The organism is Streptomyces sp. NPDC026092 (assembly GCF_040638605.1).
GTDB lineage: Bacteria > Actinomycetota > Actinomycetes > Streptomycetales > Streptomycetaceae > Streptomyces.
Genome location: NZ_JBEZYN010000002.1, coordinates 487,887 through 513,408, shown reverse-complemented (window position 1 = coordinate 513,408; position 25,522 = coordinate 487,887). Strand labels below are relative to the sequence as shown.

The 25,522-nt window shown below is 72.6% G+C and carries 19 protein-coding genes; 8 read left to right on the top strand and 11 right to left on the bottom strand.

The window, feature by feature from the left end:
• Window positions 1–4 precede the first annotated feature (4 nt).
• The 4 genes from AB0F56_RS04910 (at window position 5) to fxsT (ending at window position 8,135) form a co-directional block, all read left to right on the top strand.
• A complete protein-coding gene (locus AB0F56_RS04910; protein ID WP_362003961.1) occupies window positions 5–3,286 on the top strand; it encodes an SAV_2336 N-terminal domain-related protein in 3,282 nt (1,093 codons plus the stop codon).
• Between the two features lie 154 nt (window positions 3,287–3,440).
• On the top strand, window positions 3,441–3,641 hold the full coding sequence (locus tag AB0F56_RS04905; RefSeq protein WP_362003959.1) for a hypothetical protein: 201 nt from the start codon (window positions 3,441–3,443) through the stop codon (window positions 3,639–3,641).
• A gap of 78 nt (window positions 3,642–3,719) precedes the next feature.
• Complete coding sequence (locus tag AB0F56_RS04900; protein WP_362003957.1) at window positions 3,720–5,051, top strand: HEXXH motif-containing putative peptide modification protein; 1,332 nt, start codon at window positions 3,720–3,722, stop codon at window positions 5,049–5,051.
• A 57-nt stretch (window positions 5,052–5,108) separates the two neighbouring features.
• Complete coding sequence (gene fxsT, locus AB0F56_RS04895; RefSeq protein ID WP_362003955.1) at window positions 5,109–8,135, top strand: FxSxx-COOH system tetratricopeptide repeat protein; 3,027 nt, start codon at window positions 5,109–5,111, stop codon at window positions 8,133–8,135.
• Window positions 8,136–8,218: 83 nt separating this feature from the next.
• On the opposite strand, the gene AB0F56_RS04890 is transcribed toward fxsT, so the two are convergent.
• The 6 genes from AB0F56_RS04890 to AB0F56_RS04865 form a co-directional block, all read right to left on the bottom strand.
• Complete coding sequence (locus AB0F56_RS04890) at window positions 8,219–12,016, bottom strand: multifunctional oxoglutarate decarboxylase/oxoglutarate dehydrogenase thiamine pyrophosphate-binding subunit/dihydrolipoyllysine-residue succinyltransferase subunit (RefSeq protein WP_362003953.1); 3,798 nt, start codon at window positions 12,014–12,016, stop codon at window positions 8,219–8,221.
• Window positions 12,017–12,296: 280 nt separating this feature from the next.
• Window positions 12,297–13,394, bottom strand: coding sequence for a HAMP domain-containing sensor histidine kinase (locus AB0F56_RS04885; RefSeq protein WP_362003950.1), 1,098 nt, complete (start codon window positions 13,392–13,394; stop codon window positions 12,297–12,299).
• The gene (locus tag AB0F56_RS04880; protein WP_315891128.1) at window positions 13,391–14,128 is read right to left on the bottom strand and encodes a response regulator transcription factor; all 738 of its coding nucleotides are present in this window, start codon (window positions 14,126–14,128) and stop codon (window positions 13,391–13,393) included. The genes AB0F56_RS04885 and AB0F56_RS04880 overlap by 4 nt, the downstream gene beginning before the upstream one ends.
• Window positions 14,129–14,187: 59 nt before the next feature.
• Window positions 14,188–14,862 carry a spermidine synthase gene (locus AB0F56_RS04875; RefSeq protein ID WP_362003947.1) on the bottom strand — a complete coding sequence of 225 codons (675 nt, stop codon included), beginning with the start codon at window positions 14,860–14,862 and terminating at the stop codon, window positions 14,188–14,190.
• A gap of 234 nt (window positions 14,863–15,096) precedes the next feature.
• The gene (locus AB0F56_RS04870; protein ID WP_362003944.1) at window positions 15,097–16,842 is read right to left on the bottom strand and encodes a glycoside hydrolase family 3 N-terminal domain-containing protein; all 1,746 of its coding nucleotides are present in this window, start codon (window positions 16,840–16,842) and stop codon (window positions 15,097–15,099) included.
• Window positions 16,843–16,900: 58 nt separating this feature from the next.
• Window positions 16,901–17,113: a hypothetical protein gene (locus tag AB0F56_RS04865; protein ID WP_362003943.1), complete on the bottom strand. Its 213-nt coding sequence runs from the start codon at window positions 17,111–17,113 to the stop codon at window positions 16,901–16,903.
• Window positions 17,114–17,299: 186 nt separating this feature from the next.
• Here AB0F56_RS04865 and AB0F56_RS04860 point away from each other — a divergent pair, with 186 nt between their 5' ends.
• Complete coding sequence (locus tag AB0F56_RS04860) at window positions 17,300–17,956, top strand: TetR/AcrR family transcriptional regulator (RefSeq protein ID WP_362003941.1); 657 nt, start codon at window positions 17,300–17,302, stop codon at window positions 17,954–17,956.
• 2 nt (window positions 17,957–17,958) lie between these two features.
• Here the strand turns inward: AB0F56_RS04860 and AB0F56_RS04855 are convergent, their stop codons facing one another.
• The 4 genes from AB0F56_RS04855 to AB0F56_RS04840 all read right to left on the bottom strand — a co-directional run bounded on the left by AB0F56_RS04855 (window position 17,959) and on the right by AB0F56_RS04840 (window position 20,379).
• The gene (locus AB0F56_RS04855) at window positions 17,959–18,513 is read right to left on the bottom strand and encodes a hypothetical protein (protein WP_362003939.1); all 555 of its coding nucleotides are present in this window, start codon (window positions 18,511–18,513) and stop codon (window positions 17,959–17,961) included.
• A gap of 16 nt (window positions 18,514–18,529) precedes the next feature.
• Complete coding sequence (locus AB0F56_RS04850) at window positions 18,530–18,748, bottom strand: hypothetical protein (RefSeq protein ID WP_362003936.1); 219 nt, start codon at window positions 18,746–18,748, stop codon at window positions 18,530–18,532.
• A 103-nt stretch (window positions 18,749–18,851) separates the two neighbouring features.
• Complete coding sequence (locus AB0F56_RS04845; protein WP_362003934.1) at window positions 18,852–19,490, bottom strand: sigma-70 family RNA polymerase sigma factor; 639 nt, start codon at window positions 19,488–19,490, stop codon at window positions 18,852–18,854.
• A gap of 253 nt (window positions 19,491–19,743) precedes the next feature.
• A complete protein-coding gene (locus AB0F56_RS04840; RefSeq protein WP_362003932.1) occupies window positions 19,744–20,379 on the bottom strand; it encodes a GNAT family N-acetyltransferase in 636 nt (211 codons plus the stop codon).
• A 131-nt stretch (window positions 20,380–20,510) separates the two neighbouring features.
• Between AB0F56_RS04840 and lon the strand changes: the two genes are divergently transcribed.
• The 3 genes from lon (at window position 20,511) to AB0F56_RS04825 (ending at window position 24,412) form a co-directional block, all read left to right on the top strand.
• Window positions 20,511–22,913: an endopeptidase La gene (lon, locus tag AB0F56_RS04835; RefSeq protein ID WP_362003929.1), complete on the top strand. Its 2,403-nt coding sequence runs from the start codon at window positions 20,511–20,513 to the stop codon at window positions 22,911–22,913.
• Between the two features lie 329 nt (window positions 22,914–23,242).
• Entirely contained in the window at window positions 23,243–23,713 is a 471-nt protein-coding gene (locus AB0F56_RS04830; protein ID WP_362003926.1) for a hypothetical protein, read from the top strand.
• A 57-nt stretch (window positions 23,714–23,770) separates the two neighbouring features.
• On the top strand, window positions 23,771–24,412 hold the full coding sequence (locus AB0F56_RS04825) for a DUF5701 family protein (RefSeq protein WP_362003924.1): 642 nt from the start codon (window positions 23,771–23,773) through the stop codon (window positions 24,410–24,412).
• A 24-nt stretch (window positions 24,413–24,436) separates the two neighbouring features.
• On the opposite strand, the gene AB0F56_RS04820 is transcribed toward AB0F56_RS04825, so the two are convergent.
• Complete coding sequence (locus AB0F56_RS04820) at window positions 24,437–25,306, bottom strand: lytic polysaccharide monooxygenase (RefSeq protein WP_362003923.1); 870 nt, start codon at window positions 25,304–25,306, stop codon at window positions 24,437–24,439.
• Between the last annotated feature and the right edge of the window lie 216 nt (window positions 25,307–25,522).

Genomic DNA, 25,522 nt, shown 5'->3' with positions numbered 1-25,522 from the left:
CCGGATGCACCGGATGCATCTGGAAGAGCTCACCCGCAGACTGCGGGCCGGGGGCCAGGAGCCCACGGCCGAGGAGGTCGCGGACGCCGTCTGGCTCGCCCAGTGGCTCCCGACGCCTGTCCCGGACCCGGCGGGCGACGCGGGGGACGACCCGGCGGCGGACCACCAGGAGGACCCGGACGGCACCGAACTCCCGGGAGAGGGACGAGATTCGGCCACCGGCACGGGCGGCGAGCAGGGCGACGGCGGCGACGCGCATTCCCGTACGGGTACGGGTACGAGCCCAGGCACCGGAACCGACGGAGGCCGACCGCCCGGCGACGGCGCCGCCCCCGGCGACGGCACTGGCTCCGACGACGACCCGGACCGGCCCGCCCGCGCCACCGACACCGTCGACATCCGGCCGTTCCTCGGCGGGGCAGGCGGCACCGCCCTCCGGACGGCGGGAGGAAGCCGGGCCCTGCCCGTCCGCGCGCCCGGCGCCAACGCGCTGCCCGGTCTCCTCGGCCTGCAGAAGGCGCTCCGCCCGCTGCGCCACTACGCCCACTTCCCGCTCCGGCCCGGCGAAGGGCTCCTGGACGAGGAGGCGACCGCCGAACGCAGCGCGGCGGCGGGCATGCTCATGCCTGTCATGCGTCCGGCGGCAGGCCGGCGCCCCGACATCCAGCTGCTCATGGACACCGGCCCCGCCATGGTCGTCTGGACCCGCATGGTCGAGGAACTCCGCCAGGCCTGCCAGCAGTCCGGCGCCTTCCGCGACGTCCAGGTGCACCGGCTGTACGACACGGGCGAGGGCGCGCCGCTGGTCACCACGACCTCCGGAGCCGACGGCCGGCCGCGGCTGCGCCCCGGCGACCAGCTGCACGACCCGACCGGCCGTCGCCTCACCCTGATCGTCAGCGACTGCGTCGGCCCGCTCTGGCAGCGCGGCGCGGCCCAGCGGCTGATCCACCAGTGGCCCCGGCAGTCCCCGCTCGCCCTCGTCCAGCCGCTGCCGCCGCGGCTCTGGCCCCGGACCGCGCTGTCCGTGGAGCCGGGCCTGTTGCTCCGTCCGTCGTCCCCCGGCGGACACACCGGTTTCCAGCCCGACGAGGAGCCCTGGGAGCCGTCCGCCCCCGACACGCGCGCGGTGCCCGTGCTCACGCCCACGCCCGAGGCGTTCGCCTCCTGGGCGCGGCTGCACGCGGGGCACGGCTCGGGCGGGGTGCGCGGCTGGGCGGCCCTGATCGCCCCCGAGCCGCTCCGCACGGCGGCGACATCCGGCCCGATCGCCGCCGCGACTCCCGCCCCCACCGCGCCGGCCGCCTCACCCGCGCCCGCCGCCTCACCCGCCCCCACCGCCGCACCCGCGCCGCCCCGGACCCCGCGCAGCGACGAGGAGTTGCTGCGGGCGTTCACCGCGGGCGCCTCGCCCGGCGCGTTGCGGCTCGCCGTCCATCTCGCGGCCGCCCCGCTCGCCCTGCCCGTCATGCAGCTCGTCCAGCGCGCGATGCTGCCCGACACCGGACCCATGGAGCTCGCCGAGGTCCTGCTCAGCGGGCTCCTGCGACAACTGCCGGGCCCTGCTCCGTACCCGTGCTTCAGCTACTCCCCGCGCGTGCAGCAGCACCTCCTCGGCTCCCTGGACCGGGGCGCGGCCGCGCTCGTGCTCAAACACTGCTCCGAGTACGTGGAGCGCAATTTCGGCCAGGGCATGCGCAACTTCCCGGCGCTCGCGGCCGCCCGGCTCGCCGGTCACGGCACCGGCGAGGACCCGGCGGCGGCGCCCGGCACGGTCGAGGGGACCGACGAGCCCACGGGCCCGGTCGGCACGGAACCCGAACTGTTCGCCCGTATCCCCGCGCGCGTGCTCCGCTTCTACCACCCCGACCTGATCACCCCCGATCCGCTGGCCGCCGCCCGGCGCCTCTTCGAGCAGTGGCTCGGCCAGTCCGACTCCTCGCTGCTCGTCCGGGCCCGCCGCCAGGCCGAGGTGGCACTGCCCGACCACCCCGTCGAGGCCGGGATCCTGCTGGGGCGCGTGCTGTACGCGGAGTCCGGCACCGCCGCCGTCCAGGGCACCGAGCGCCGCCGGGAGCTCCTGAGCCGCGCCCTGACCGAACTGGAGCGGGCCGGCGACCTGGCCGAGCCGGGCGGCGCGGAGTGGGCCGAGGCACGGCTCGAACAGGCCGTCGCGCACCACGGGTTGTGGCGCCACACCGCCGACCGGCGGCACCTGGACGACGCCCTGGACGCGCTCTTCGGCGACGTACCGGACTGGCCCGAGGCCCACCACCACACGCTGCACCTGCGCCGGGGGCGGCTGCTCCTCGCGCGCGGTGACGGCGCGGCCGCGGCGACCGAGCTCACCACGGCGCTCTCCCTCCGGGAGAGCGTGGCGGCGCTCCTCGACCTCGCCGACGCCCTGCACCTGTCCGGCGCCGCCCCGGCCGAGATCCTGCCCGTCCTCGACCGGGCCGGGGAGCTGCTCGACGACCGCGTCGCCCTGCGGCTGCGCTGGGCGACGGCGCGCGCCCGGCTGTACGACCGTGCCGGCGACGGCCCGGCCGCCGACACCGCGTACGAGGAGGCCAGCCTGCTCGCCCCCGCCGACAGTGGACAGCGTGGCCGGACCCTGATGGCCTGGGGCGAGTCCCTGATGCGCCGTGCCGCGACCACCCCCGACCAGGCCGCCGTGGACCGCGCCGAGAGCGTCCTGCGCGAGGCCCTCACCAGCCTCCCGGCCGGCGCCCCGGAGCGCTCCCGCGCCGGCATCCTCATCGGCACCGTGCTGGCCCTGCGCTTCCACCGGGCCGGTTTCCTCCCCGACCTCTTCGAGAGCCGCCACCTCCTGGAACAGGCCGCGCGCACGACGCGGGACATCGGACTGCGCTCCGAGGTGTGGCTGCAACTGGGACGGGTGAGACTGGAGTTGAGCGAGACGGCCCGGGACGGCGTCCTGGGCGACGCGCTCACGGCGTACGAACGCGCCTGGGAGGACGCCCGCTCGGCCCACGGCGACACCCCGGGCACGATCACCGGCGCCCGTGCCCTGCACGCCCAGGGGGCCGTGCTGTTCCTGATGGGCCGCAAGGGGCGTGCCGAGACGGCGTTGAGGGCGGCCGCCGAGCAGTGGCGGCGCCTCGACGCCGCGGTCGTGGAGGTGGACTGGAACGACGTGGACCGGACCAGGGGCCTGCTCGCGGAGGTACGCGGGGCTCTGAACCCGTACCGGGCACCGCTCTCCGTCGAGGACCGGCACAGGATCTCGCCGCCGTGGTGGGCCTGGCGCGAGGCGGTCGAGTAGGCGGCCGCCCGAGGGGCGATACGGAGAACGGCTGGATAACGGGGGCGTGAATGGGCGCAGTTGAGTCGAACGGGTTTCCGTCTTCCTGGCGTCGGGAAGAACCGCTCCGCCGCTACGACCGTGGGGGACAGACGTCGGTGGGGAGGAGCCGAGGGTGTCGGAGCACAAGGAGTGGGCGACCGGTGCAGACCGGGACGCCGGTCAGGCTCCGTCCTTGCCCGATCTCACCGCCGTCGACCTGCGGACCTTGCGGGTCATGGACCATCCGGAACTGGTCGCCGCGGTCGAGCGCGTACTCGTGCAGTCCTTGGAGCTCGGCGAGTCCTGGGCGTCGAACAGCGATGGCCTGCCCTGATGGCCCGTCCCTGACGACCGACCGACCGTTTCCGGTCAGATGTGCTCCCCGGGCGCGGGCCCGAGCGGGGAACGGGCCGTGAGCGTCGTGCCCCTCTCCCCGGCCGTCCTCACCCAACTGGCGAGCACCCGCCCTGCCGTCACGGAGGCGCCGCAGCTCCACTCCGCCCTGCGCTCCCGGCGCCTGCTGCTCCTCAAGGCCCTGCGGATCAGGGTCCAGCGCGGGCACGACGACCTGGACCCGGCCTCGTACGAGCGCTTCGTGGACGCCTGGCGGCTCCTGGAGAGGATCGAACGGCAGCGGCCCGCGATCGTCCGGGACGTCCTCGACTACCCCACGACCGGCACCTGGCTGGCCACCGCGCTGGCCGCGCCGACCGTCGCCCTGCTCGCGGAGCACCTGGCGCGCTGGGAGGCCATCGCCGCCACGGCTGCCCTGCGGGCCGGCTGCCCCCTCGACCGGTACGTCGCGGCCCCGCGCGGCGCGCTCTCGCTCACCGGCGTCGGGCGCCTCGGGACCGGCGCCGAGGGGCCGGCCGCCGAAGGGTCGGGTGCCGCGGGTCCGGCCGCCGAGGGGGCGGGCGCCGAGCGGGCCCGTGTCCGCGTACGGGGCCGGACCGCCCTGATCGGCGTCGGCGGCGCCCGGGTTCGGGGCGCCGTCCTGGTGACGAAGGGGCGGCACACCCACGCGGTGGGCCCGGGACGCCGCTGGGAAGCCGTGCGCGCCCTGCCCGGGGGCACCGCCCTCCTCGACGACCTCGACCCCTACCGCGTACCGCCCGGAGGGGTCGGCAACCCGCCGCGGCGCGCCTCCGAGCGGACCGTCGGCGACTTCCCCCTCTGGGCCGCGCGATGGCGGGCGGCCCATGCCCTGCTCTCCCGTACGGACCCCGGCCGGGCCGCCGAGACCGCCCGGGCCGTCCGGATCGTCGTCCCCCTGGCGGCGGGCGACTCGGGCCCGATCGGCGCCACGCTGCGCTCCGCGCCGGGAGCCGTGCTGACCACGCTGCCCGGCACGGCCCAGGAGCTGGCCGAGACCCTCGTCCACGAGGCGCACCACGGCAAACTGGCCGCGCTCCACGAACTCGTACCGCTCTACGACCCCGCGCACGGCGCCGTGCACCGGGTCGGCTGGCGGTCCGACCCCCGCCCCATCTCGGGCGTGCTCCAAGGCGCCTACGCCCATCTCGCCCTCACCGACCTGTGGCGCAGGGCCGCGAGCGGGGGAGGACTGCCGACACCCTGGCGCTCCCGTGCCGGGCAGCAGTTCGAGCGCTTCCACGATCAGGTGGGCGGAGCGCTGGAGATCCTGCTTGAATCCGATGAACTGACAAGCGCGGGGCGGGAGTTCGCCCACCGAATGCACAGGCATCATGCGAGCCTCGGCGCGACCCGAGGCGCCGTTGAGTAACACTGTGCCCACGGGACATGACACTGCGTGGCGCGTGAGTGGAGTAGGGAGAAGCACATGGCGGAACAGGGGCGGTCGAGCGGCTCCGGGACGGCGGACCGAGGAGGAACAGGTGGGCCGGAGCACGTCCTGGTCGTCTTCCCGGGCTATCACCGCCCTTGGGCCACCTGGATCGCGCAGCGCCTCGCGAGGCACGACGTCCGGTCCACCCTGCAACGCTGGGACCCGCCCCGCGAGGTGCCCCTGGAGGACTCCCTCGCGGACCTGCTGCTCTCCAGGGGGCCGGTCCTCCTCGTCCTCAACGACTGGTTCTTCGAACTCGGCCCGCGCCCGGCGGGCGAGTGGAACGACGTGCTGCGCGGCTTCGTCGCCGCCAACGCCGAACGCTTCGCCGCCGTCAACCTGACCAACCGCTCACTGCTCCCCGCCACCGCGGTCCTCGAACCCGTGAGCCTCTGGGGCGTCGGCGAGGAGGAGGCCGAGGCGCGTCTGCTCTCCAGACTCGGCATCGAGCCGCGCCGGCAGGGCGGCCGCCGCATCCCCCTGCCGACCACCCGCTACCCGGACACGCCCCCCGACATCTGGGGAGAGGTTCCTCGCCGGAACCGACGCTTCACCGGCCGCGACGACCTGCTGACCGACCTCCAGCAGCGCCTCATGGACGCCGAGCGCGGCAACGCCGCCTGCACCCTGCTCGGCATGTCCGGCATCGGCAAGACGCAGATCGCCGCCGAGTACGCCCACCGCTTCAGCCCCGACTACGACGTCATCTGGTGGGTCAACTCCGACGACCGCAACATCCAGCGCGACCGCTTCGGCGGACTGGCCTCCGCGCTCGACCTGCCCGTCGGCAGCGAACCCGGCGAGCGCATCCGCGCCGTGCGCGAAGCGCTGCGCCGGGGCGATCCGCACTCCCGCTGGCTGGTGGTCTTCGACGGCTGGGACGACATCGAGGGCATCAACGTGATGCTCCCCCAGGGACCCGGGCACGTCCTCATCACCTCCCGCAACCGCGAATGGGCCGAGCACACCGACGTCCTCGAGGTCCAGGGCTTCGACCGGGCCGAGTCCACCGCCTATCTGATGCGCCGGGCCCCGCACATCAGCGGCGTCGAGGCCGACGAGGTCGCGGCCGAGTTCGGCGACGTGCCCCTGCCGCTCGTCCAGGCGGCCGCCTGGCTCGGCGAGTCCCGCATGGAAGTCCCCGAGTACCTGCGCATGGTCCGCGAGGGACACCTCACCACCGTCGACGAGCCCTCCACCGGCGACGGCTTCCCGAACGCCTCGCTCACGTCCTGGTCGATACTGATCAACCGGCTCCGACGCTCCCAGCCGCAGGCCGTCGAGATCCTCAGCCTCTGCGCCTCCTTCGCGGCCGGCCGCATCCCCCTCGGCATCGTCCGCTCCTACCCCCAGGCGGAACTCCCCGAGGACCTGCACTGGATGGCCACCGACCTCGCCGCGTGGACCCGGGCCCTGGACACCCTGGTCAACTACTCCGTCCTCACCCGGGACAGCCGCGGGACCCTCAGCACCGAGATGGGGCCGCACCAGGAGTCGGTCCACATGCACCGGCTCGTGCACGACATCATCTCCCGGCTCACCGACGGCCCCCACCGGGAGGCCCACCGCAAGGCCGTCCGCACCCTGCTCGCCGAAGCGGACCCCGGCGACCCCATGGACAGCCGGCACTGGCCCCAGTACGCCGAACTGCTCCCGCACCTGGAACCCTCGGGCGCCCTCGTCAGCCGCAACCCCCGCACCCAGACCGCCGTCCTGAACTGTCTGCGCTACTGCTACCGCAGCGGCGAGTTCAAGGCGGGTACGCGGCTCGCCGAGCGGATCCGGGAGAGCTGGACCGACTTCATGGACCCGCTCGCCCAGCCGATGCTCGACCTCACCACGCAGGAGGGCAACATCCTGCGCGCCAGCGGCCGGTTCCGGGAGGCCCACGAACTCGACCGCGCGCTCAAGGAACGGCTCACCCGCGCCACTCCCCGCAACGCGCTGGGCGAACTCTTCTGCGACAGCGCCATCGCGACCAACCTCCGGCACCTGGGCCAGTACGTCGAAGCCGAGGAGCTCCAGCGCGAGGTGCTCGAAGTCTCCCAACGCCTCCTCGGCGAGGGCGAGTTCGTCACCCTCGTCGCCCGCCACAACCTCGGAGTGGCGCTCCGTCTGCTCGGCCGCTTCCAGGAGGCGTACGAGTACGACGTCGACACCCTCGCCCGCCGGGAGAACGTCCTGCGCGCCCGGCACGTGAACACCCTCAACTCCGGAAACGCGCTCGCCCACGACCTGCGGCTGCTCGGCCGCTACCGCGACGCGCTGGTCCGCCAGGAGGCCAACGTCCGCCTGCACGTCCAGGTCCTGGGGGCGCAGCACCCGCAGACCCTGTCCGCCCGCGCCCAACTGGCCCTGTGCCGACGCCGCGAGGGCAGCTCGCAGCAGGACATCGGCAGCCAGATGGCGAGCCTGCTGGAGCAGATCGAGCAGGTGCACGGGCGCACCCACTACCTGACGCTCTCCTTCATCAACAACTACGCCAACTTCCTGCGCGAACACGGCGATCTCAGCCACGCGCGCGAACTGACGCAGGAGGCCGAGGCCGCCTACCGCAGCCTCCTCGGCCCCGCCCATCCGGTCGCCACCGGGATGCTCGCCAACACCGGCCTCGTCATGCAGGCCTCCGGTGAACGCGCGGACGCCATGGCCATGCTGGAGTCCGCGCTCGCCGGGCTCACCGCCTCGCTCGGGGCCGACCATCCGTGGGTCCTCGGCTGCGCGCTCAACGCCGCCGCCGCGCGGAACTTCAACGGGCGGGTCGGCGACGCGACCGAGCTGAGCCGGGAGACGCTCCGGCGGGCCCGCTCGATCCTCGGCAACGACCACCCGCTCACGCTCTCCTGCCAGATCGCCCTCGCGGCCGACCTGCGGGGGCTGCGCGAGGTGGAGGAGGCCGGGAAGGTCGAGGAGGACGCCCTGCTCACGCTGACGCGGACGCTCGGCGCCCAGCATCCGCACACCCTGTCCGCACGGCAGCGCAACCGGCCGTACTGGGACTTCGAGGCTTACCTCGGCTGAGGCCCGGCGCGGCCCCGGGACAACGCCGGAGGCCCGGCCCCCCTCGCGGGGAGCCGGGCCTCTGGGCTGTCCGTACGGCGGGGTCAGGCGTCGAAGACCTCGTTGACCAGCTGCTGCTGCTCGGCCTGGTGGCGCTTGGCCGAGCCGACCGCCGGGGACGAGGAGTGCGGGCGCGAGATCCGGCGCAGGCGCTCGCCGTGCGGGATGTCGGCGCCGACCGCCAGGTCCAGGTGGTCGATCAGGTTGAGCGCGATGAACGGCCAGGCACCCTGGTTCGCCGGCTCCTCCTGGGCCCACAGGTACTTCTCGGCGTTCGGGTACTTGGCGATCTCGGCCTGCAGCTCGGCACCCGGCAGCGGGTACAGGCGCTCCAGACGGATGATCGCCGTGTCCGTGACACCGCGCTTCTGACGCTCGGCCTCCAGGTCGTAGTAGACCTTGCCGGCGCAGAAGACGACCTTGCGGACGTCGGCCGCGTTCACCGTGGAGTCGCCGATCACCGGGCGGAAGCCGCCGGTGGTGAACTCCTCCGCCTTCGACGCCGCGGCCTTCAGACGCAGCATCGACTTCGGGGTGAAGACGATCAGCGGCTTGTGGTGCGGGTTGTGGACCTGCCAGCGCAGCAGGTGGAAGTAGTTCGACGGCAGGGTCGGCATGGCGATCGTCATGTTGTCCTGCGCGCACATCTGGAGGAAGCGCTCCGGGCGCGCGGACGAGTGGTCCGGGCCCTGGCCCTCGTAGCCGTGCGGCAGGAGCAGCGTGACGCCGGAGGTCTGGCCCCACTTCTGCTCGGCCGAGGAGATGAACTCGTCGACGACGGTCTGCGCGCCGTTGACGAAGTCACCGAACTGGGCCTCCCAGATGACCAGGGAGTCCGGGCGGGCCAGCGAGTAGCCGTACTCGAAGCCCATCGCCGCGTACTCGCTGAGCAGCGAGTCGTAGACGTTGTAGTGGGCCTGGTCCTCGGCCAGGTAGAGCAGCGGGGTGTAGTCCTCGCCGGTCTCCTGGTCCACCAGGACCGCGTGCCGCTGACCGAAGGTGCCGCGGCGGGAGTCCTGGCCGGACAGCCGGACCGGGGTGCCCTCCATCAGCAGCGAGCCGATGGCGAGGGTCTCGCCGAAGCCCCAGTCGATCGTGCCGTCGTCGATGGAGGCCGCGCGGCGCTGCATCTGCGGCATCAGACGCGGGTGGACCGTGATCCGCTCCGGGATGTTCACCTGCGACTCGGCGATCCGCTTCACGACCTCCTGGGAGACCGCGGTGGTGACGGCGACCGGGAACTCCGGCTGCGGGTCCGGGATGTGCGCCGGGGCCGGGGCGGAGGTGGCCTCGCGGACCTCCGCGAAGACCTTCTCCAGCTGGCCCTGGAAGTCCTGGAGCGCCTGCTCCGCCTCTTCCAGCGTGATGTCGCCGCGACCGATGAGCGACTCGGTGTACAGCTTGCGCACCGAACGCTTCTTGTCGATCAGGTTGTACATCTGCGGATTGGTGAACTGCGGGTTGTCGCCCTCGTTGTGACCGCGGCGGCGGTAGCAGATGAGGTCGATCACGACGTCCTTGTTGAACGTCTGGCGGAACTCGAAGGCGAGCCGCGCGACGCGGACCACGGCCTCCGGGTCGTCGCCGTTCACGTGGAAGATCGGCGCCTCGATCATGCGGGCCACGTCCGTGGCGTACATGGAGGAGCGGGACGACTCGGGAGCCGCCGTGAAGCCGACCTGGTTGTTGATGACGATGTGGACCGTGCCGCCGGTGCGGTAGCCGCGCAGCTGCGACATGTTCAGCGTCTCGGCGACGACACCCTGGCCGGCGAAGGCCGCGTCACCGTGCAGGGCGACGGGGAGGACGGTGAAGTCCGTACCGCCCTTGTTGATGACGTCCTGCTTGGCGCGGACGACACCCTCCAGGACCGGGTCGACCGCCTCCAGGTGCGAGGGGTTGGCGGCGAGCGAGACCTTGATCTGCTCTCCGTCCAGGCCGGTGAAGGTGCCCTCGGCGCCCAGGTGGTACTTCACGTCGCCGGAGCCGTGCATCGACTTCGGGTCGAGGTTGCCCTCGAACTCGCGGAAGATCTGCGCGTACGACTTGCCCACGATGTTCGCGAGGACGTTCAGCCGGCCGCGGTGGGCCATGCCGATGACGACCTCGTCCAGGCGGGACTCGGCGGCGGAGTCGATGACCGCGTCGAGCAGCGGGATGACGGACTCGCCGCCCTCCAGGGAGAACCGCTTCTGACCGACGTACTTGGTCTGCAGGAAGGTCTCGAAGGCCTCCGCCGCGTTCAGGCGGCGCAGGATCCGCAGCTGCTCCTCGCGCTCCGGCTTGGAGTGCGAACGCTCGACCCGGTCCTGGATCCACTTGCGCTGCTTCGGGTCCTGGATGTGCATGAACTCGACGCCGGTGGTGCGGCAGTACGAGTCGCGCAGCACGCCGAGGATGTCGCGGAGCTTCATCATCGACTTGCCCGCGAACCCACCGACCGCGAACTCGCGCTCCAGGTCCCAGAGCGTCAGTCCGTGCTCGGTGATGTCCAGGTCGGGGTGCTTGCGCTGGCGGTACTCCAGCGGGTCGGTGTCGGCCATGACGTGGCCGCGGACCCGGTAGGAGTGGATCAGCTCGAAGACGCGCGCGGCCTTGGTGACGTCGTCGTCGTGCGAGGCGTCGATGTCCTTGAGCCAGCGGACCGGCTCGTAGGGGATGCGCAGGGCCTTGAAGATGTCGTCGTAGAAGCCCTCCTCGCCGAGGAGGTAGTTCGCGACGACGCGCAGGAACTCGCCGGAGGCGGCGCCCTGGATGACGCGGTGGTCGTACGTCGAGGTCAGCGTCATGACCTTGGAGATGCCCAGCTTGTTCAGGGTGTCCTGGGAGGTGCCCTGGAACTCGGCCGGGTAGTCCATGGAGCCGACGCCCATGATGACCGACTGTCCGGGCATCAGGCGGGGGACCGAGTGGACCGTGCCGAGGCCGCCGGGGTTGGTCAGGGAGACCGTGACGCCGGTGAAGTCCTCCATCGTGAGCTTGCCGACACGGGCGCGCTTGACGATGTCCTCGTAGGCCTGCCAGAACTCGAAGAAGTTCAGCGTCTCGGCCTTCTTGATGCCCGCGACGACGAGCTGGCGGTCGCCGTTGGGCTTGACCAGGTCGATCGCGAGGCCGAAGTTCACGTGGTCCGGCTTGACCAGGGTCGGCTTGCCGTCCTTCTCCGCGAAGGAGTAGTTCATCGACGGCATGGCCTTGATCGCCTGCACCATCGCGTAGCCGATCAGGTGCGTGAAGGAGATCTTCCCGCCCCGGGCGCGCTTCAGGTGGTTGTTGATCACGATCCGGTTGTCGAAGAGCAGCTTCACCGGGACGGCGCGGACGGACGTGGCCGTCGGCACCTCCAGCGAGGCGTTCATGTTCTTCGCGACGGCGGCGGCGGGGCCGCGCAGCGTGACCAGCTCGGGGCCCGCGGGCGCCTCGGCCGCGGGGGCGGCGGGGGCGGGCTTCGCGGCGGCCGGAGCGGCCTTCGCCGGCGCCGGGGCCGCGGCGGCCGGAGCCGGGGCGGCGGCGGGCTTCGCGGGGGCCGGGGCGGCGGCGGCCGGAGCGGCAGCCTGAGCCGGAGCGGCCGCGGCGGGGGCGGCCTTGACCGGGGCCGGAGCGGCAGGTGCGGCCTGTGCGGGGCTCACCTGCGGCGCGGAGGCCGGGGTCTCCGTGGCACCGGGCTTGTAGTCGGCGAAGAAGTCCCACCAGGCACGATCGACTGAATTCGGGTCCTGGAGGTACTGCTGGTAGATCTCGTCGACGAGCCACTCATTGGCGCCGAAGGCGGTCGCAGGGTTCTTACCCTGCCCGTCTTGGCCGGTGGAGGTACTCGGGGAACTGGGGGACTGAGACGACACGGCGGTAACCGCCCTCTTCCGCTTCACAAGGTGATGGACAGCGGAAATAAAGGCTACGCCTCCCTGGCCGACAGGTGCAGGCCGGGCACTACCAACGTCGCGTAAGTCACACTTGACGAGGCGTTTCGGGGCAGGGATTGGCGGGAAACAAGCGTGGTTCTGCCCTCGCGCGGGTACGAGCGACCTGGGTTGCCGCCCCTGAGGCATGCATCCCTGACCACGTCCTGATCGTGTCCTGTAAAAGACCACGCAGAAGACGCGCTTCCCGTTCGACCCTACGTCAACCTCGGGACGGAAGGCTGCCCGGGAGAGTGACCTGGATTCGGCAGCCACGTGACGATTCGGCCACGCCGATCTCGCCGCCGTGCAGATCCACGGCCCAGCGGGCGATCGCGAGCCCCAGACCGGTACCGCCGTCGCTGCCCGGACCGGCCTTGCCCGGCACCTGTCCCCGGTTGAATCGCTCGAAGACCGTGTGCCGCAGCGCCTCCGGGATGCCCGGGCCCTCGTCCTCGACCTCCAGGGCCAGCGAGTCCGGCCAGTCCCCGCGCCGCGCCCGTACGGTCACCCGGCCGTGCGGCGGCGAGTGCTTCACCGCGTTGTCGATCAGGTTCGCCATCACCTGGTGCAGCCGCTCCGCGTCCGCGTGGGCGGTCAGCTCGGGCGGCGAGACGTCGAGGTGCAGATGGACGTCCGTACGGTTGTGCAGGCCGGACGTGGAGGACAGGCCGCGCTGGGACGCGGCCAGATTGGCCTCACGGAGCACACCCGACAGATACGGCCAGACCTCGAAACGGCGTGCCTTGAGCGTGACGACACCGTTGTCAAGACGTGACAGGTCCAGCAGGGTCTCCACCAGCCGGCCGAGCCGCTCCGTCTGCTTCAGAGCCGTACGCATCGTCTCCGGATCGGCCTCCGAGACGCCGTCGACGACGTTCTCCAGGACCGCGCGGAGCGCGGCGATGGGGGTGCGCAGCTCGTGCGAGACGTTGGCGACCAGCTCCTTGCGGTGCCGGTCCACGGACTCCAGGTCGTCCGCCATGCGGTTGATCGTCGAGGCCAGGTCGCCCAGCTCGTCGCGGCGGTCCGCGCCCCGCACCCGTCGGCTGAAGTCCCCGCGCGAGATCGACCCGGCCACGGTGTTCATCTCGTCGAGCGGCGCCGTCAGGGACTGCGCCACGAATTGGGTGATCAAGAGCGTCGCGATCATCGCGAAGATCGTGATGTACCGGAACTCCGTGGAGGTCCGTATCGCCACCAGCGCGAGCCCCGAGGTCAGCAGGACCGCCCCGACGACCAGCGTGCCCAGCTTGGTCTTGATCGAGATCACGATCCGGCGCCTCCTCGGGCGCTCGGGGCGCCGCCCCCGGCGGTTCATGACGCCGGCGTCTCCAGCGCGTACCCGACGCCGTGGACGGTACGGATCCGCTCGGCCCCGATCTTCCGGCGCAGCGCCTTGATGTGGCTGTCCACCGTCCGCGTACCGGAGGCGTCCGCCCAGTCCCAGACCTCCGCGAGCAGCTGCTCGCGGGAGAGGACCGCGCGCGGGGTGTTCGCCAGGCAGACCAGCAGGTCGAACTCGGTCGGCGTCAGGTGCACGTCGTCGTTGCGGACCCGGACCCGGCGCTGCGCGTGGTCGATCTCCAGCTCGCCGAGGCGCAGGATCCCGCTCCGCGGGGTGACGGCCGCGAGCGCGGCCCGCTCCACCCGGCGCAGCAGGACGTGCACGCGGGCGGCCAGCTCGCGCATGGAGAACGGCTTGGTCATGTAGTCGTCGGCGCCGACGCCGAGCCCGACCAGCATGTCCGTCTCGTCGTCCCGCGCGGTCAGCATCAGGACCGGCACCGGGCGCTGCGCCTGGACGCGGCGGCAGACCTCCAGGCCGTCGAAACCGGGCAGCATCACGTCGAGGACCATCAGGTCGGGCTGCCAGGCCTCGGCCGCGTCGACCGCCGCGGGTCCGTCCGTCGCCGTCTGGACGAGGAATCCTTCCGCCCGCAGGCGCGCGGAGATCGCATCCACGATCGTCGTGTCGTCCTCGACGACCAGCACTCGCCGCTGGGCGCCCGGAGTGGCCGCCGCACCGTGGTGAGTGGTGTGTGTCTGCTCCATCGCCCCGCCTCGCATCGCTGGTATCGGCCAGCAGCCTAGAGGCACTGACAGCGTCCCGGCTATCCAGGCCGTACGGCGAGGTGCACCACGTCAGGGACGCCCCGGGCAACGGGGATCTCTTCCGTCCGTACCCCGTTGAATCCGGCATTCCGCAAGGACGCTTCGAAATCGGCGGAGGGCCGGGCCGACCAGACGGCGAGGATTCCGCCCGGTTTCAGGCGCCTCGCGCAGGCCGCCAACCCCTCGGCGGAGTACAGGTTTTGGTTGTCCTCGGTGACGGTCCAGTCGGGTCCGTTGTCGATGTCCAGGCAGAGTGCGTCGTACGTGTCGGGGGAGTCGTGGACGTACGCCACGAGGTCCGTGTGCAGGATCACGTTCCGCGGATCGGCGAGCGCCGGGCCCGAGATCGCGGCGAGGGGGCCCGCGCGGTGCCAGTCGATGATCGCCTGCTCGCGCTCGACCACTGCGATCCGGCCCCAGCGGGGGTCCGCGGCGGCGTGGGCGAGGGAGAAGCCGACGCCGAGACCGCCGATGAGGACCGAGGGGAGGGGGCCGCCGGGCGGCGGGTCGAGCGCGAGGTACGCGGCGTCGATCAGCCGTCGCTCCGAACGTCCGTCGGAGGTGTCCATCAGGAACGTGCCGTTGGCGATGATCTCCAAATGCTCGCCGCGCCGCCGCAGTACGACTTCTCCGTACGGTCCTTCGTGGCGGTCGAGGGTGACGGGTCTTGACATGTGCGCGCACTCCCGGTCTGGGCAGACGACTGTCCCGGCCATCCTCGCGGGGCGGGGAGGGCCGGGACAAATGGGAATCGGCGGAAAACGGTCCGGGGCCGGGCCCCCACGGGCCGGCCCCGGACCGGGTGCGGGGTCGATCAGGTACCCCGCGGTTCAGGGGGATCGGATCCAATATTTTGGATCTTGGATCCGATATCCGATATCCGATGTCTTGGATCCGATCCGTGGTTCTCAGATGGTCAGGCCGTGGCCGTGCGGGAAGACCGGATCCACCGTGTCGTTCGGGACGTCCGGGCGGGCCGCCTCCACCGCCGCCATCGAGCGGGGCAGCTCGAAGGGGAGTCGCCCCTCCGCCTTCGCCCGGCCGAAGGCCACGTCGAGGAGGGCCTCGTCGCTCGCGCCGAAGTCGGCGATCAGGGCCGCCGCCCGCTCGGCGATCTCCGGCAGGACGGCGGGACGCTCCAGGTTGACGCAGACGACCGTCGGGACGGTCCCGAGCAGCGCGAGGATCCGGCTCAGCTCGGGCTCCGCGAAGGCGAGCGAGCCGGAGTGGAAGAAGGCCTCGAAGAGGTTCGGCCGCTCCTCGTACGGGGTGCGCAGCCGCAGCACGGCGAGGTCCGCCTCGGCCGGGTCGGTGACGACGTCGCCGTAGCCCGCCGCGACGGCCGCGTCGACGTTCTCGACGTACAGCTTCGGGCGGCCGGCCAGCGGCAGCGGGCCGGCCGTGAGGACGGTCAGCGAGCGGCGCTGGGCCGCCGCGCCCGCCGCCTTGAAGTCGGCGCGGCCGACCGTCTCGGCGGCCTCCTCCGGGTCCACGTACCGGCGCTCGTCGAAGAGCCCGAGCACGAACTTCTCGCGCAGCAGCCGCCGTACGGAGACGTCGACGCGCTCCTCGGAGATCCGGCCGGACTCGACCAGCTCCACGATCACCTCGGGGCACTGCTCGCCGCCGAACTGGTCCGAGCCCGCGTCCAGCGCCTTCGCCGTCCGCTCCGCGACGCTCAGGTGCTCCACGCCCCAGGCCCGCGCCGCGTGCGGCTCGCCGAAGATCACCGAGTCGGTGAGCAGCCCCCAGTCGGTGCAGACGATGCCTTGGAAGCCGAGCTCCTCCCGCAGCAGCCCGGTGACCACGCCCTTGTTGAAGCCGAAGCCGACCTCCTCCCAGTCGGTGCCGATCGGCTGGCCGTAGTACGGCATCATCTGCGAGCAGCCCGCGGCGATGGCGGCCTTGAAGGGCTCCAGGTGGTGCTCCCGCATCCCGCCCGGGTAGATCTGCTCCTTGCCGTGCGGGAAGTGCGGGTCCTCGCCGTCCTTCTGCGGGCCGCCGCCGGGGAAGTGCTTGACCATGGCCGCGACCGAGTCCGGACCGAGCTCCTCGCCCTGGAGGCCGCGGACGTACGCCTGGACGAGTTCGCCGGTCAGCTTGGCGTCCGAGCCGAAGGTGCCGGTCTGGCGGGCCCAGCGCGGCTCGGTGGCGAGGTCGATCTGCGGATGGAGGGCGGTGCGGAAGCCGACGGAGAGGTACTCGCGGCGGACGGTGTCGGCGAAGTGGAAGACCAGTTCGGGGTCGGCTGTCGCCGCGAGTCCGAGCGCCTCGGGCCAGGCGGAGAACGCGCCGGCGTTGAAGGAGGCGCCGATGTTGTCGGTGAAGGCGTGGCGCGGGTCGGTGGAGAGCGAGACCGGGATGCCGAGCCGGGTGTTCGCGGCCATCTCCTGGACCGCGTTGTGCCAGAGGGCCATCTCGCGGGCGCCGTAGGTGCCGAGCAGGTTGAAGTGGGTGAGGTGGCGGTCCTCGAGCAGCTCGGGCGTGGTGAACGGCAGCATCGAGCCGTCGGTCTCGGTGACCGGGGTGCCGTCCGCGTTCGTCATCAGCATGGAGTGGAAGAGCTGGCCGGCCTTCTCCTCCAGGGTCATCCGGGCGAGCAGGTCCTCGACGCGCTCGTCGACGGGTCGGGTGGCGTCCTGGTACGGGTGCATGGCGGGTCTCCTGGGGTGACGTGACCGGGGTGCGGGGCCGGGCGGCGGCTGGACCGGGCTACTTGACCGAGCGGATGAACTGGACGGCGAGGGCGCCGAGGACGCAGGCCACGCCGCCGAAGAGGAACAGCGCGCCGTAGTTGCCGCCGCCCCCGATCGCCAGCAGGGCGGGCGCCGTGATCGGGACGAGCGACTGGGGCAGGGCGTTGCCGATGTTCAGGACGCCCATGTCCTTGGCGGACTCCTCGGGCGTCGGCCGCGTCAGCCGCATCGGGTGCGGTGGTCCGTGTCGGTTCGTGGGTGAGCGCCATGAGGACTCCGTCGTTCGGGCCGACCGCGTCGTCGGCCTTGGCGCCCTCAGGCTAAGCGTGAAAACCGAGTGGGTACTAGGTTTTGGTTCTGTGTCCTGGATCACGGGACGAAAGCCCCATCTCGGTCACCACCTAAGCTGGGCCCCATGTCGGAGAACAAGGGCCCAACGACCCGTAAGAGCGCAGGCAGGGGCAGCTATGCGGTGGGGGACGAGCGCCGCCGGAAGATCCTCGACACCGCCGTCGAGCACTTCGGGCGGTGGGGCTTCCACGCCTCCTCCCTCGCCCGGATCGCCAACGACTGCGGCATCACCCAGGGCGGGCTGCTGCACCACTTCCGCGGCAAGGAGGACCTCCTGCTCTCGGTCCTCGCGCAGAGCGAGCAGCACGACGTCGAGCGCCTCTTCGCCGACGAGCCGCAGTCGTACGCCGCGTATCTGGAGACCGTCGTCGCCCTCGTCGAGGACAACACCCGGCGCCCCGGCATCGTGCGGATGTTCAACGTCCTGGCCGGGGAGTCCGGCAACGTCGGCCACCCCGCGCACGACTACTTCAAGGAGCGGTACGCGCGCGTGCTCGGCCACACCGTCGACCTGATGGAGGCGGCCGTACGGCGCGGGGAGCTGCGCGAGGGCATCGACTGCCTGGCCGCCGGGCAGGAGCAGCTCGCCGTCATGGACGGCCTCCAGCTCCAATGGGCCCTCGACCCGGGGGCGATGGACATGCCCGCACGGGTACGGGCTTTCCTGGACCGTCAGTTCAGCGACCTGTCGGTGACCGGCGAGGGGCTACCGGCCGCCTGACCTCAGGGGCCGGTCGGCGGGCCGCCGTCGGGGAGGGCCTCGAAGACACGCTGGAGGGCGGGCGGGCGCTCGCCCTCACCGGCGACCACGACGCGGTACCGGTGCGTGAACACGTACTGGAACCCGTCCGCCACCGGCTCTCCCGTCGGGCGCGTGGGCACCTTCGCGTACGCCGGGTCCTCCAACGCCGCGCGCAGTCCGGCCACTTCGGCGGCGGTCATGCGGCCGGTGCGCGGGGGCTCGGTGCCCGACCGGGTGGAGTAGGTGCCGTCGTAGTGGACGATCAGCTGGTTGCGGACCCCGGCCAGGCCGCCGTTGACGTTCACCTCGACGAGGACCTCGCGGGGGCCGGGCTCGTGGTCGTTCTTGACCGTGCCGTCCGACCCGGTGGGGACCGGGGGCGCGGGGACGGTCGTGGGGGTGGCGGCCGGCGAGCCCTGCTGGGTCACGGTGGGTGCCGACGGGGTGTCCTGCTCGCCGCAGCCGGACACGGCCAGCCACGGGACCAGTACCGCCGACGCGACCCACACCGTTCTCGCGCGCACCTTCGTCACCATGGTCCCGAGCATGCCCTCACCCGATCCGGTTGACCAGGGTCGCGTGCAGGGCGTCCAGGCGGGGGCCGTGCGGCCCGCGGCGTACCGCCAGGTCGACGGCGTCGACGCACCCCCGGCACCGTTCGAGATGGGCCTCGGCATGGCCGAGGAGCTCGCCGGAGAGCTGCCCGCGGGCGTACGCGTCCACCCAGTGCGCCGGGAGGTGCCGGGTGGGGGCGGGGGGCGCGGAGGTCACGGGAGGCTCGGGCGTCGTGGCTGTGGTGGCTGTCGTGGGGGGAGAGAGCTCGGCCATGCGAGGGCTGCTTTCGGAGCTGGGGGCGGGGGTGGGGGAGTGGGGGTTACGGGCGGGGGCGGGGGACCCGGTCGCAGTCATGGGCACCTCCTCCGCCGGTCGCGCGCGGGACGCCGTCCGCGGCCTCGGCCGCGTCCTGGGCCACGAGCCACTCGCGCAGCCGGGCGCAGCCCCGGGCGGCGCGGGCCTTGACCGTGCCCTCGGGGACGGCGAGGCGTTCCGCGGTCTCGCGGACGCTGTAGTGCTGGAGGTAGCGCAGCTCGATGACCTCGCGCTGCGGGGCGGGGAGCCCGGCGAGCGCGAAGGCTATGGCCGCGTAGCGGGGCGAGGAGGCGAGCAGGCAGTCCTCGGCGGAGGGTGCCGTACCGGCGGAGGCCGGGGTGTGGTCGCGGGCCCGGTCGGCGAGGGCCCGCTGACGTCCGGCGGCGCGTTCGAGATCGACGGCGCGGCAGTGCGCTATTCGCCGCAGCCAGGCGGGGACGCTGCCCTCGTGGAAGCCGGAGGCGCTCTTCCACACCGTCAGGAAGGTCTCCTGGACGGCGTCCTCGACGGTCTGGGCGGGGAAGCCGCGGTTGAGGAGATGGGCGAAGAGAGGGCCCGCGTGCCGGGCGAACAGCCGGGACAGCGCGTCCTTGTCGCCACCGGCGACGGCGTGGACGAGGTGCCCGTCGCACGCGTCGTCCACGCCGGACGGACCACCGCCGGACGGACCGTCGTAGGCCCCGGACCCGGCCCCGTCTCCGGGCGCGGCTCCGTCTTCGGTGCACTGCCCGCACCCGGGAAAGCTCGTCGTCACGACCTCTGAACGTGGGGGAGGGGTACGGAGGTTGCCATTCCGCCCATTTTTTCGCCGCCCGCCGGGGAGCACCGGCGCACACCGGGGGCGCAGACTCCCCCACCCCCGCGCCCCGTACGCCCGCGCCCCCGTCCCCCGCTCCCTACGCCTCCCGCACGATCCCCGTCAGCGGGCACTCGTAGCGCCAGTCCAGGCTGTCGTAGAGGGCCAGGCCGTCGCGGGTGGCCGAGAGGATGCCCGTGGTCGCGCCGGTCTGCGCGGCCGCCGCCTCCAGGGTGCGCATCACGTTGGCGCCGAGGCCGCGTCGGCGGTGGTCGGGGTGGGTCTCGATCTGGTCGGCGACCGCCGTCACGCCCGTCGGGGCCATCTGGCCGCGCGCCGCGAGCGTGCCGTCCGGGGCCACGATCCGGACCCGGATCACCCCGTCCCGGGTCTCCGTCGTCCGCGCGTACCCCTCCGGCGCCGGCGGGCGCGCCCCCAGGTCCAGGGTCTTGCTCATCATGTAGCCGGGGTCGTCGGGGATCGTCCACCCCGGGGTGATCCACTCGGCCGACTCCTCGGGGCCGGCCATGATCTTCAGCCACGCGCCCGGCACGGTGATCTCCTGGCAGAGCTTCCCCACGGACACCGCGTCCGGCGCCGGCAGGACGTGCCGGAAGACGTGCGTCGGCAGACCGACGTCGATCCGCCAGCCCCAGGGCTCGACGACGGCGGGCGAAGTGCCCCGCGAGACGGTCCAGCCCGCCACCCAGGCGGAGGTAAGAGTCGCAGTGTCCATAGAGGCATTACAGCGTCGCCGCTCCTCCCCGCACCAGAGTGATCGCTCAGAGCGAACGGCCCCCGGGGAACATCCACGGGCGGCCGCGCATTGAGTCCACATAGCTCAACTTGACTGCCGAAGGGGAGATCATGGCTTCGACGTCCTCACCGCTCACTCTGCCTGTGCTGCCGCTCGACGACGAGGTCGTGCTGCCCGGAATGGTGGTGCCGCTGGACCTGTCCGACACCGACGTACGCGCCGCGGTCGAGGCCGCCCAGGCCGCCGCCCGTTCCGGGAGCGGCAAGCCCAAGGTGCTGCTCGTGCCCCGGGTCGACGGCACGTACGCCGGGACCGGTGTGCTCGGCACCGTCGAGCAGGTCGGCCGGCTGTCCGACGGCGACCCCGGCGCCCTCATCCGGGCTCTGGGCCGCGTGAAGATCGGCGCGGGGACGACCGGTCCCGGCGCCGCCCTCTGGGTCGAGGGCAGCGTCGTCGAGGAGACCGTGCCCGACCCGCTGCCCGGCTCCGTGACCGAACTGGTCAAGGAGTACAAGGCGCTCGCCACCAGCTGGCTGCGCAAGCGCGGCGCCTGGCAGGTCGTGGACCGCGTCCAGCAGATCGACGGCGTCTCCGCGCTCGCCGACAACTCCGGGTACTCGCCCTTCCTCACCGTCGAGCAGAAGGTCGCGCTCCTGGAGACCGCCGACCCGGTCGCCCGCCTCAAGCTCGCCACCGCCCAGCTCCGCGAGCACCTCGCCGAGCAGGACGTGGCCGAGTCCATCGCCAAGGACGTCCAGGAGGGCGTCGACAAGCAGCAGCGCGAGTTCCTGCTGCGGCGCCAGCTCGACGCCGTACGCAAGGAGCTCCGCGACCTCAACGGCGAGACGGAGGGCGACGAGTCCGACGACTACCGGGCCCGCGTCGAGGCCGCCGACCTGCCCGAGAACGTCCGCGAGGCGGCACTCAAGGAGGTCGAGAAGCTGGAGCGGTCCAGCGACCAGTCCCCCGAGGGCTCCTGGATCCGCACCTGGCTCGACACCGTCCTCGAACTGCCGTGGAACGAAAGGACCGAGGACCAGTACGACATCCAGGGCGCCAAGGCCGTCCTCGACGCCGAGCACGCGGGCCTGGAGGACGTGAAGGAGCGGATCACCGAGTACCTGGCGGTGCGCAAGCGGCGCGCCGAGCGCGGTCTCGGCGTGGTCGGCGGCCGGCGCGGCGGCGCGGTCCTGGCCCTGGTCGGCCCGCCCGGTGTCGGCAAGACCTCCCTCGGCGAGTCCGTCGCACACGCGATGGGGCGGAAGTTCGTCCGGGTCGCCCTCGGCGGCGTACGGGACGAGGCGGAGATCCGCGGCCACCGGCGTACGTACGTCGGAGCCCTGCCGGGCCGGATCGTACGGGCGATCAAGGAGGCCGGGTCGATGAACCCGGTGGTCCTGCTCGACGAGATCGACAAGGTCGGCTCGGACTACCGGGGCGACCCGGCGGCCGCGCTCCTGGAGGTCCTGGACCCGGCGCAGAACCACACCTTCCGCGACCACTACCTGGAGGTCGAACTCGACCTCTCCGACGTCGTGTTCCTGGCGACGGCGAACGTCCTGGAGGCCATCCCGGAGGCGCTGCTCGACCGGATGGAGCTGGTCAGGCTCGACGGGTACACCGAGGACGAGAAGGTCGTCATCGCCCGCGACCACCTGCTGCCGAGGCAGCTGGAGCGGGCGGGCCTGGAGCCCGGCGAGGTGGTCCTGGAGGACGCGTCGCTGCGGAAGCTGGCGGGCGAGTACACCCGTGAGGCGGGCGTACGGAACCTGGAGCGGTCCATCGCGCGGCTGCTGCGGAAGGTCGCGGCCCAGCACGAACTGGGCGACCGGGAGCTGCCGTTCGCGGTCGGCGTGGACGACCTGCGCGGGTTGATCGGGCGGCCGCACCACATCCCGGAGTCCGCGCAGGACCCGGCCGAGCGCCGGACGTCCGTACCGGGCGTGGCGACCGGGCTCGCGGTCACGGGCGCGGGCGGTGACGTGCTCTTCGTGGAGGCGTCGCTCGCCGACCCGGAGACGGGCGCGGCGGGGCTGACCCTGACGGGCCAGCTGGGCGACGTGATGAAGGAGTCGGCGCAGATCGCGCTCTCCTTCCTGCGGTCGCACGGCGCGGAGCTGGAGCTGTCCGTGAGCGGTCTGAAGGACCGGGGCGTGCACATCCACTTCCCGGCGGGCGCGGTCCCGAAGGACGGCCCGAGCGCGGGCATCACGATGACGACGGCGCTCGCCTCGCTGCTCTCCGGCCGGCTGGTCCGGACGGACGTGGCGATGACCGGTGAAGTGTCGCTGACCGGGCGCGTCCTGCCGATCGGCGGCCTGAAGCAGAAGCTGCTCGCGGCGCACCGGGCGGGCATCACGACGGTCGTGATCCCGAAGCGGAACGAGGCGGACCTGGACGACGTCCCGGCCGAGATCCTGGAGAAGCTGGAGGTCCACCCGGTGACGGACGTCCGCCAGGTCCTGGAGATCGCCCTGGCCCCGGCGACGGTGTCGGTGAGCGCGGCGGCGTGAGCCGGTAGGTCGTGAGTCCCGATCTGGAGCGGGGCGTCCCTTTCGCGGGGCGCCCCGCTCCGCTCGTTCGCGTGCGTTCGGGCAGCCCGGGTTCATGACGGGGTGCCCTCGTCGCCCTTGAACGGGGCCGGGCGGGCTCGCACCATGCCCGTACGCGCGTGAGAGGGAGGTGCCGTGGTCGCCGACAGGAAGCGCCGACGGACCGGGTCGGACGACGAGCAGGAGCTTCCTCGGCGTGCCGCGCCGGCCGTCAGGGAGGCGGAGGCCCTGAGCTCCGGTGGGCGGCTGACGCCCGAACTCGCGGGCTCCCTCCAGGGGTCGGCGGGAACATGTTCGCGGGGAACGTGTTCAATATCGCCAACGACAGCGACCGGTCCGACGACGAGAGCGACGGGAGCGACAGGAGCGAGGGGCGCTCCCCGGCACCGCGGGCGCAGTCGACGACGCTGACCTTCGACGGGGACTTCCGCATCGAGAACGCGAGCATGTTCCTCGGGAACATCTTCAACGCGGGCCACTTCCGGGGCGGCGGCACGGGCGCGGGGCCCGTCGAACCCGAGCACGACAACCTGTACGTCGGCAACACGTTCCGCGTCCGGGGAACGATCGACCTCACCGGCGGCGTCTACCACGGCAACGCGTTCACGGCGCGGAGGATCATCATCAGGGGCAACGCCCTCTTCGTGGGCGGCAACTCCTTCACCGGAGACGTCCAGGTCGAGGACCCGGACCTGGTGGCCCAGGAGATCTACGTGGGCGAGATCACCGCCGCCCACGCCGACGAGATCAGCCCGCTGTGAAGCACCTGCTGTGAACCACCCGCTCCGCCGCACACCGTGAACCAAGGAGAACCCGCCATGCCCCCACTGCCTTCCCTCGCCGCCCAGGCGGAGCGTCTCGTCGAGCTCGGGGTGCATGACCACGCCGGGACAACCGCCGAGGAGGTGCGGGAGTTCGTGCGGGAGGCCGGGGGCGAGCGGGACGACGTGCTGCTCGCCGTGCACCCCGACCGGGCGCCCGCCTCCGTGCTCGCGCCGCTGCTGCGGCGGGAGGACAAGGCCGGGTTCGTCGTGGTCGACATGCCCGACGTCGACGACTTCGCGCCCACCGGGATCGACGTGCCCGACGCGCCGCTCTACCTGGTCGCCGGGATCGACCGCGGCGACCACCTGTCCAACTGGAGCCCGGAGGAGGCGCTCCCCGCGCTCACCAAGGAGGAGCGCACCCCGCTGCTGCTCACCGAGGGCATCCACTGGGTGCTCCAGGAGCCGGCGGCCCTGGAGCGCAACCGCTGCTTCATGACCATCGGCTCCCGGCTGCGCAAGGCGAACGGCGCGTTCGACGCCCGTACCCCGGCCATCTGGATCAGCAACGGCACCGGGCGCGACGGCCGCGAGCGGCGCGACGCCCCGAAGGTCGGCTGGTGCTGGTGGGGCAACCGCCACACCTGGCTCGGCTTCGGCTCGACCACGGGGCGCAGCGCCCAGGGCCTGTCGTAGAACGACAGGCCCTGGCTCACGCCGTTACGACGACGCGTTCCGGCGCCGCGTCAGGAGCAGGCTGCCCGCGCCGAACGCCGTCAGGGCGGCCGCGCCTCCGAGGGCCAGGGGGAGCGGGGAGGGGCTGCTCCGGTCCGCGTCGGAGGAGAGCGCCGGGGCGTGCTCGTCGCCGCCGTGGCCCGCGTGGCTCACCGTGGACCGGTCGGCGCCCGCGGCGATCTTCGCCTCGCTCGGGGCGGAGGCCGCCGAAGCCGCCGCCGTACCGCCGAAGGTGACGTCCGAGCAGCTGTAGAACGCCTCCGGGCTGTCGCTGCGCTGCCAGACCTTGTAGACGATGTGGCGGCCCGTACGGGCGGGCAGGGTGCCGGTGAAGTTGTAGTGGCCGTCTGTCGCGGTGCGCGCCGTGGGGTAGGTCGCCACCGGGGTCGCGTCCAGGTCCGACCACTTCAGCGGCTTCGTCGGGTCGAAGCCCTGCTTGGTGATGTAGACCGTCATCGTGCCCTGGTGCGGCGCGGTCACCCGGACCTTGAAGTCGAAGGACCCCGCCGACACCGCCGTCGACGGCCAGTCCGTCCGGGCCCAGTCGAGCGCCCGGTACTTCTCGCGGTTGGCCGAGCAGAGCTTGCCGTCCGGGATCACCACCTGGTGCTGCCCGTCGGCGTTGGCGATGTTGACCTCGTTCCAGTCGTAGAGCGGCTGGGTGCCGGAGTCGGCGACCAGGTCCTTGCACACCTGCGACCTCGGCGTCTCCGGGCCCTCCGCGTAACAGGCCGCGACCCGGCTCACCGGGTTGAAGACCGCGCCGTGCGCGGCGGCGGTGGACGGGGTCAGCGGGATCAGGGCGGCGGCGGACAGGGTGGCGGCTGCGGCGGCGGTGCGGCGGATCGGCGGCATGCGGGGCTCTCTCTCGTGCGTGGGGGAGGACGGGACGAGCAACGAGCGGCACGCGTACGGGAGTTGGGGAGGGGCCGTACGCGCCCACCCGAGGTTCGCATTGGTCCATACCAATGGGCAAGGGGGTGGGACGAGAAAGCCGGAAGCGGCCTTCCGCACGCGCCGCCGCGCGCCCGGAAGACCGCCGTGTGTCTGAAGGGCCTCGCCCGGCCGTCC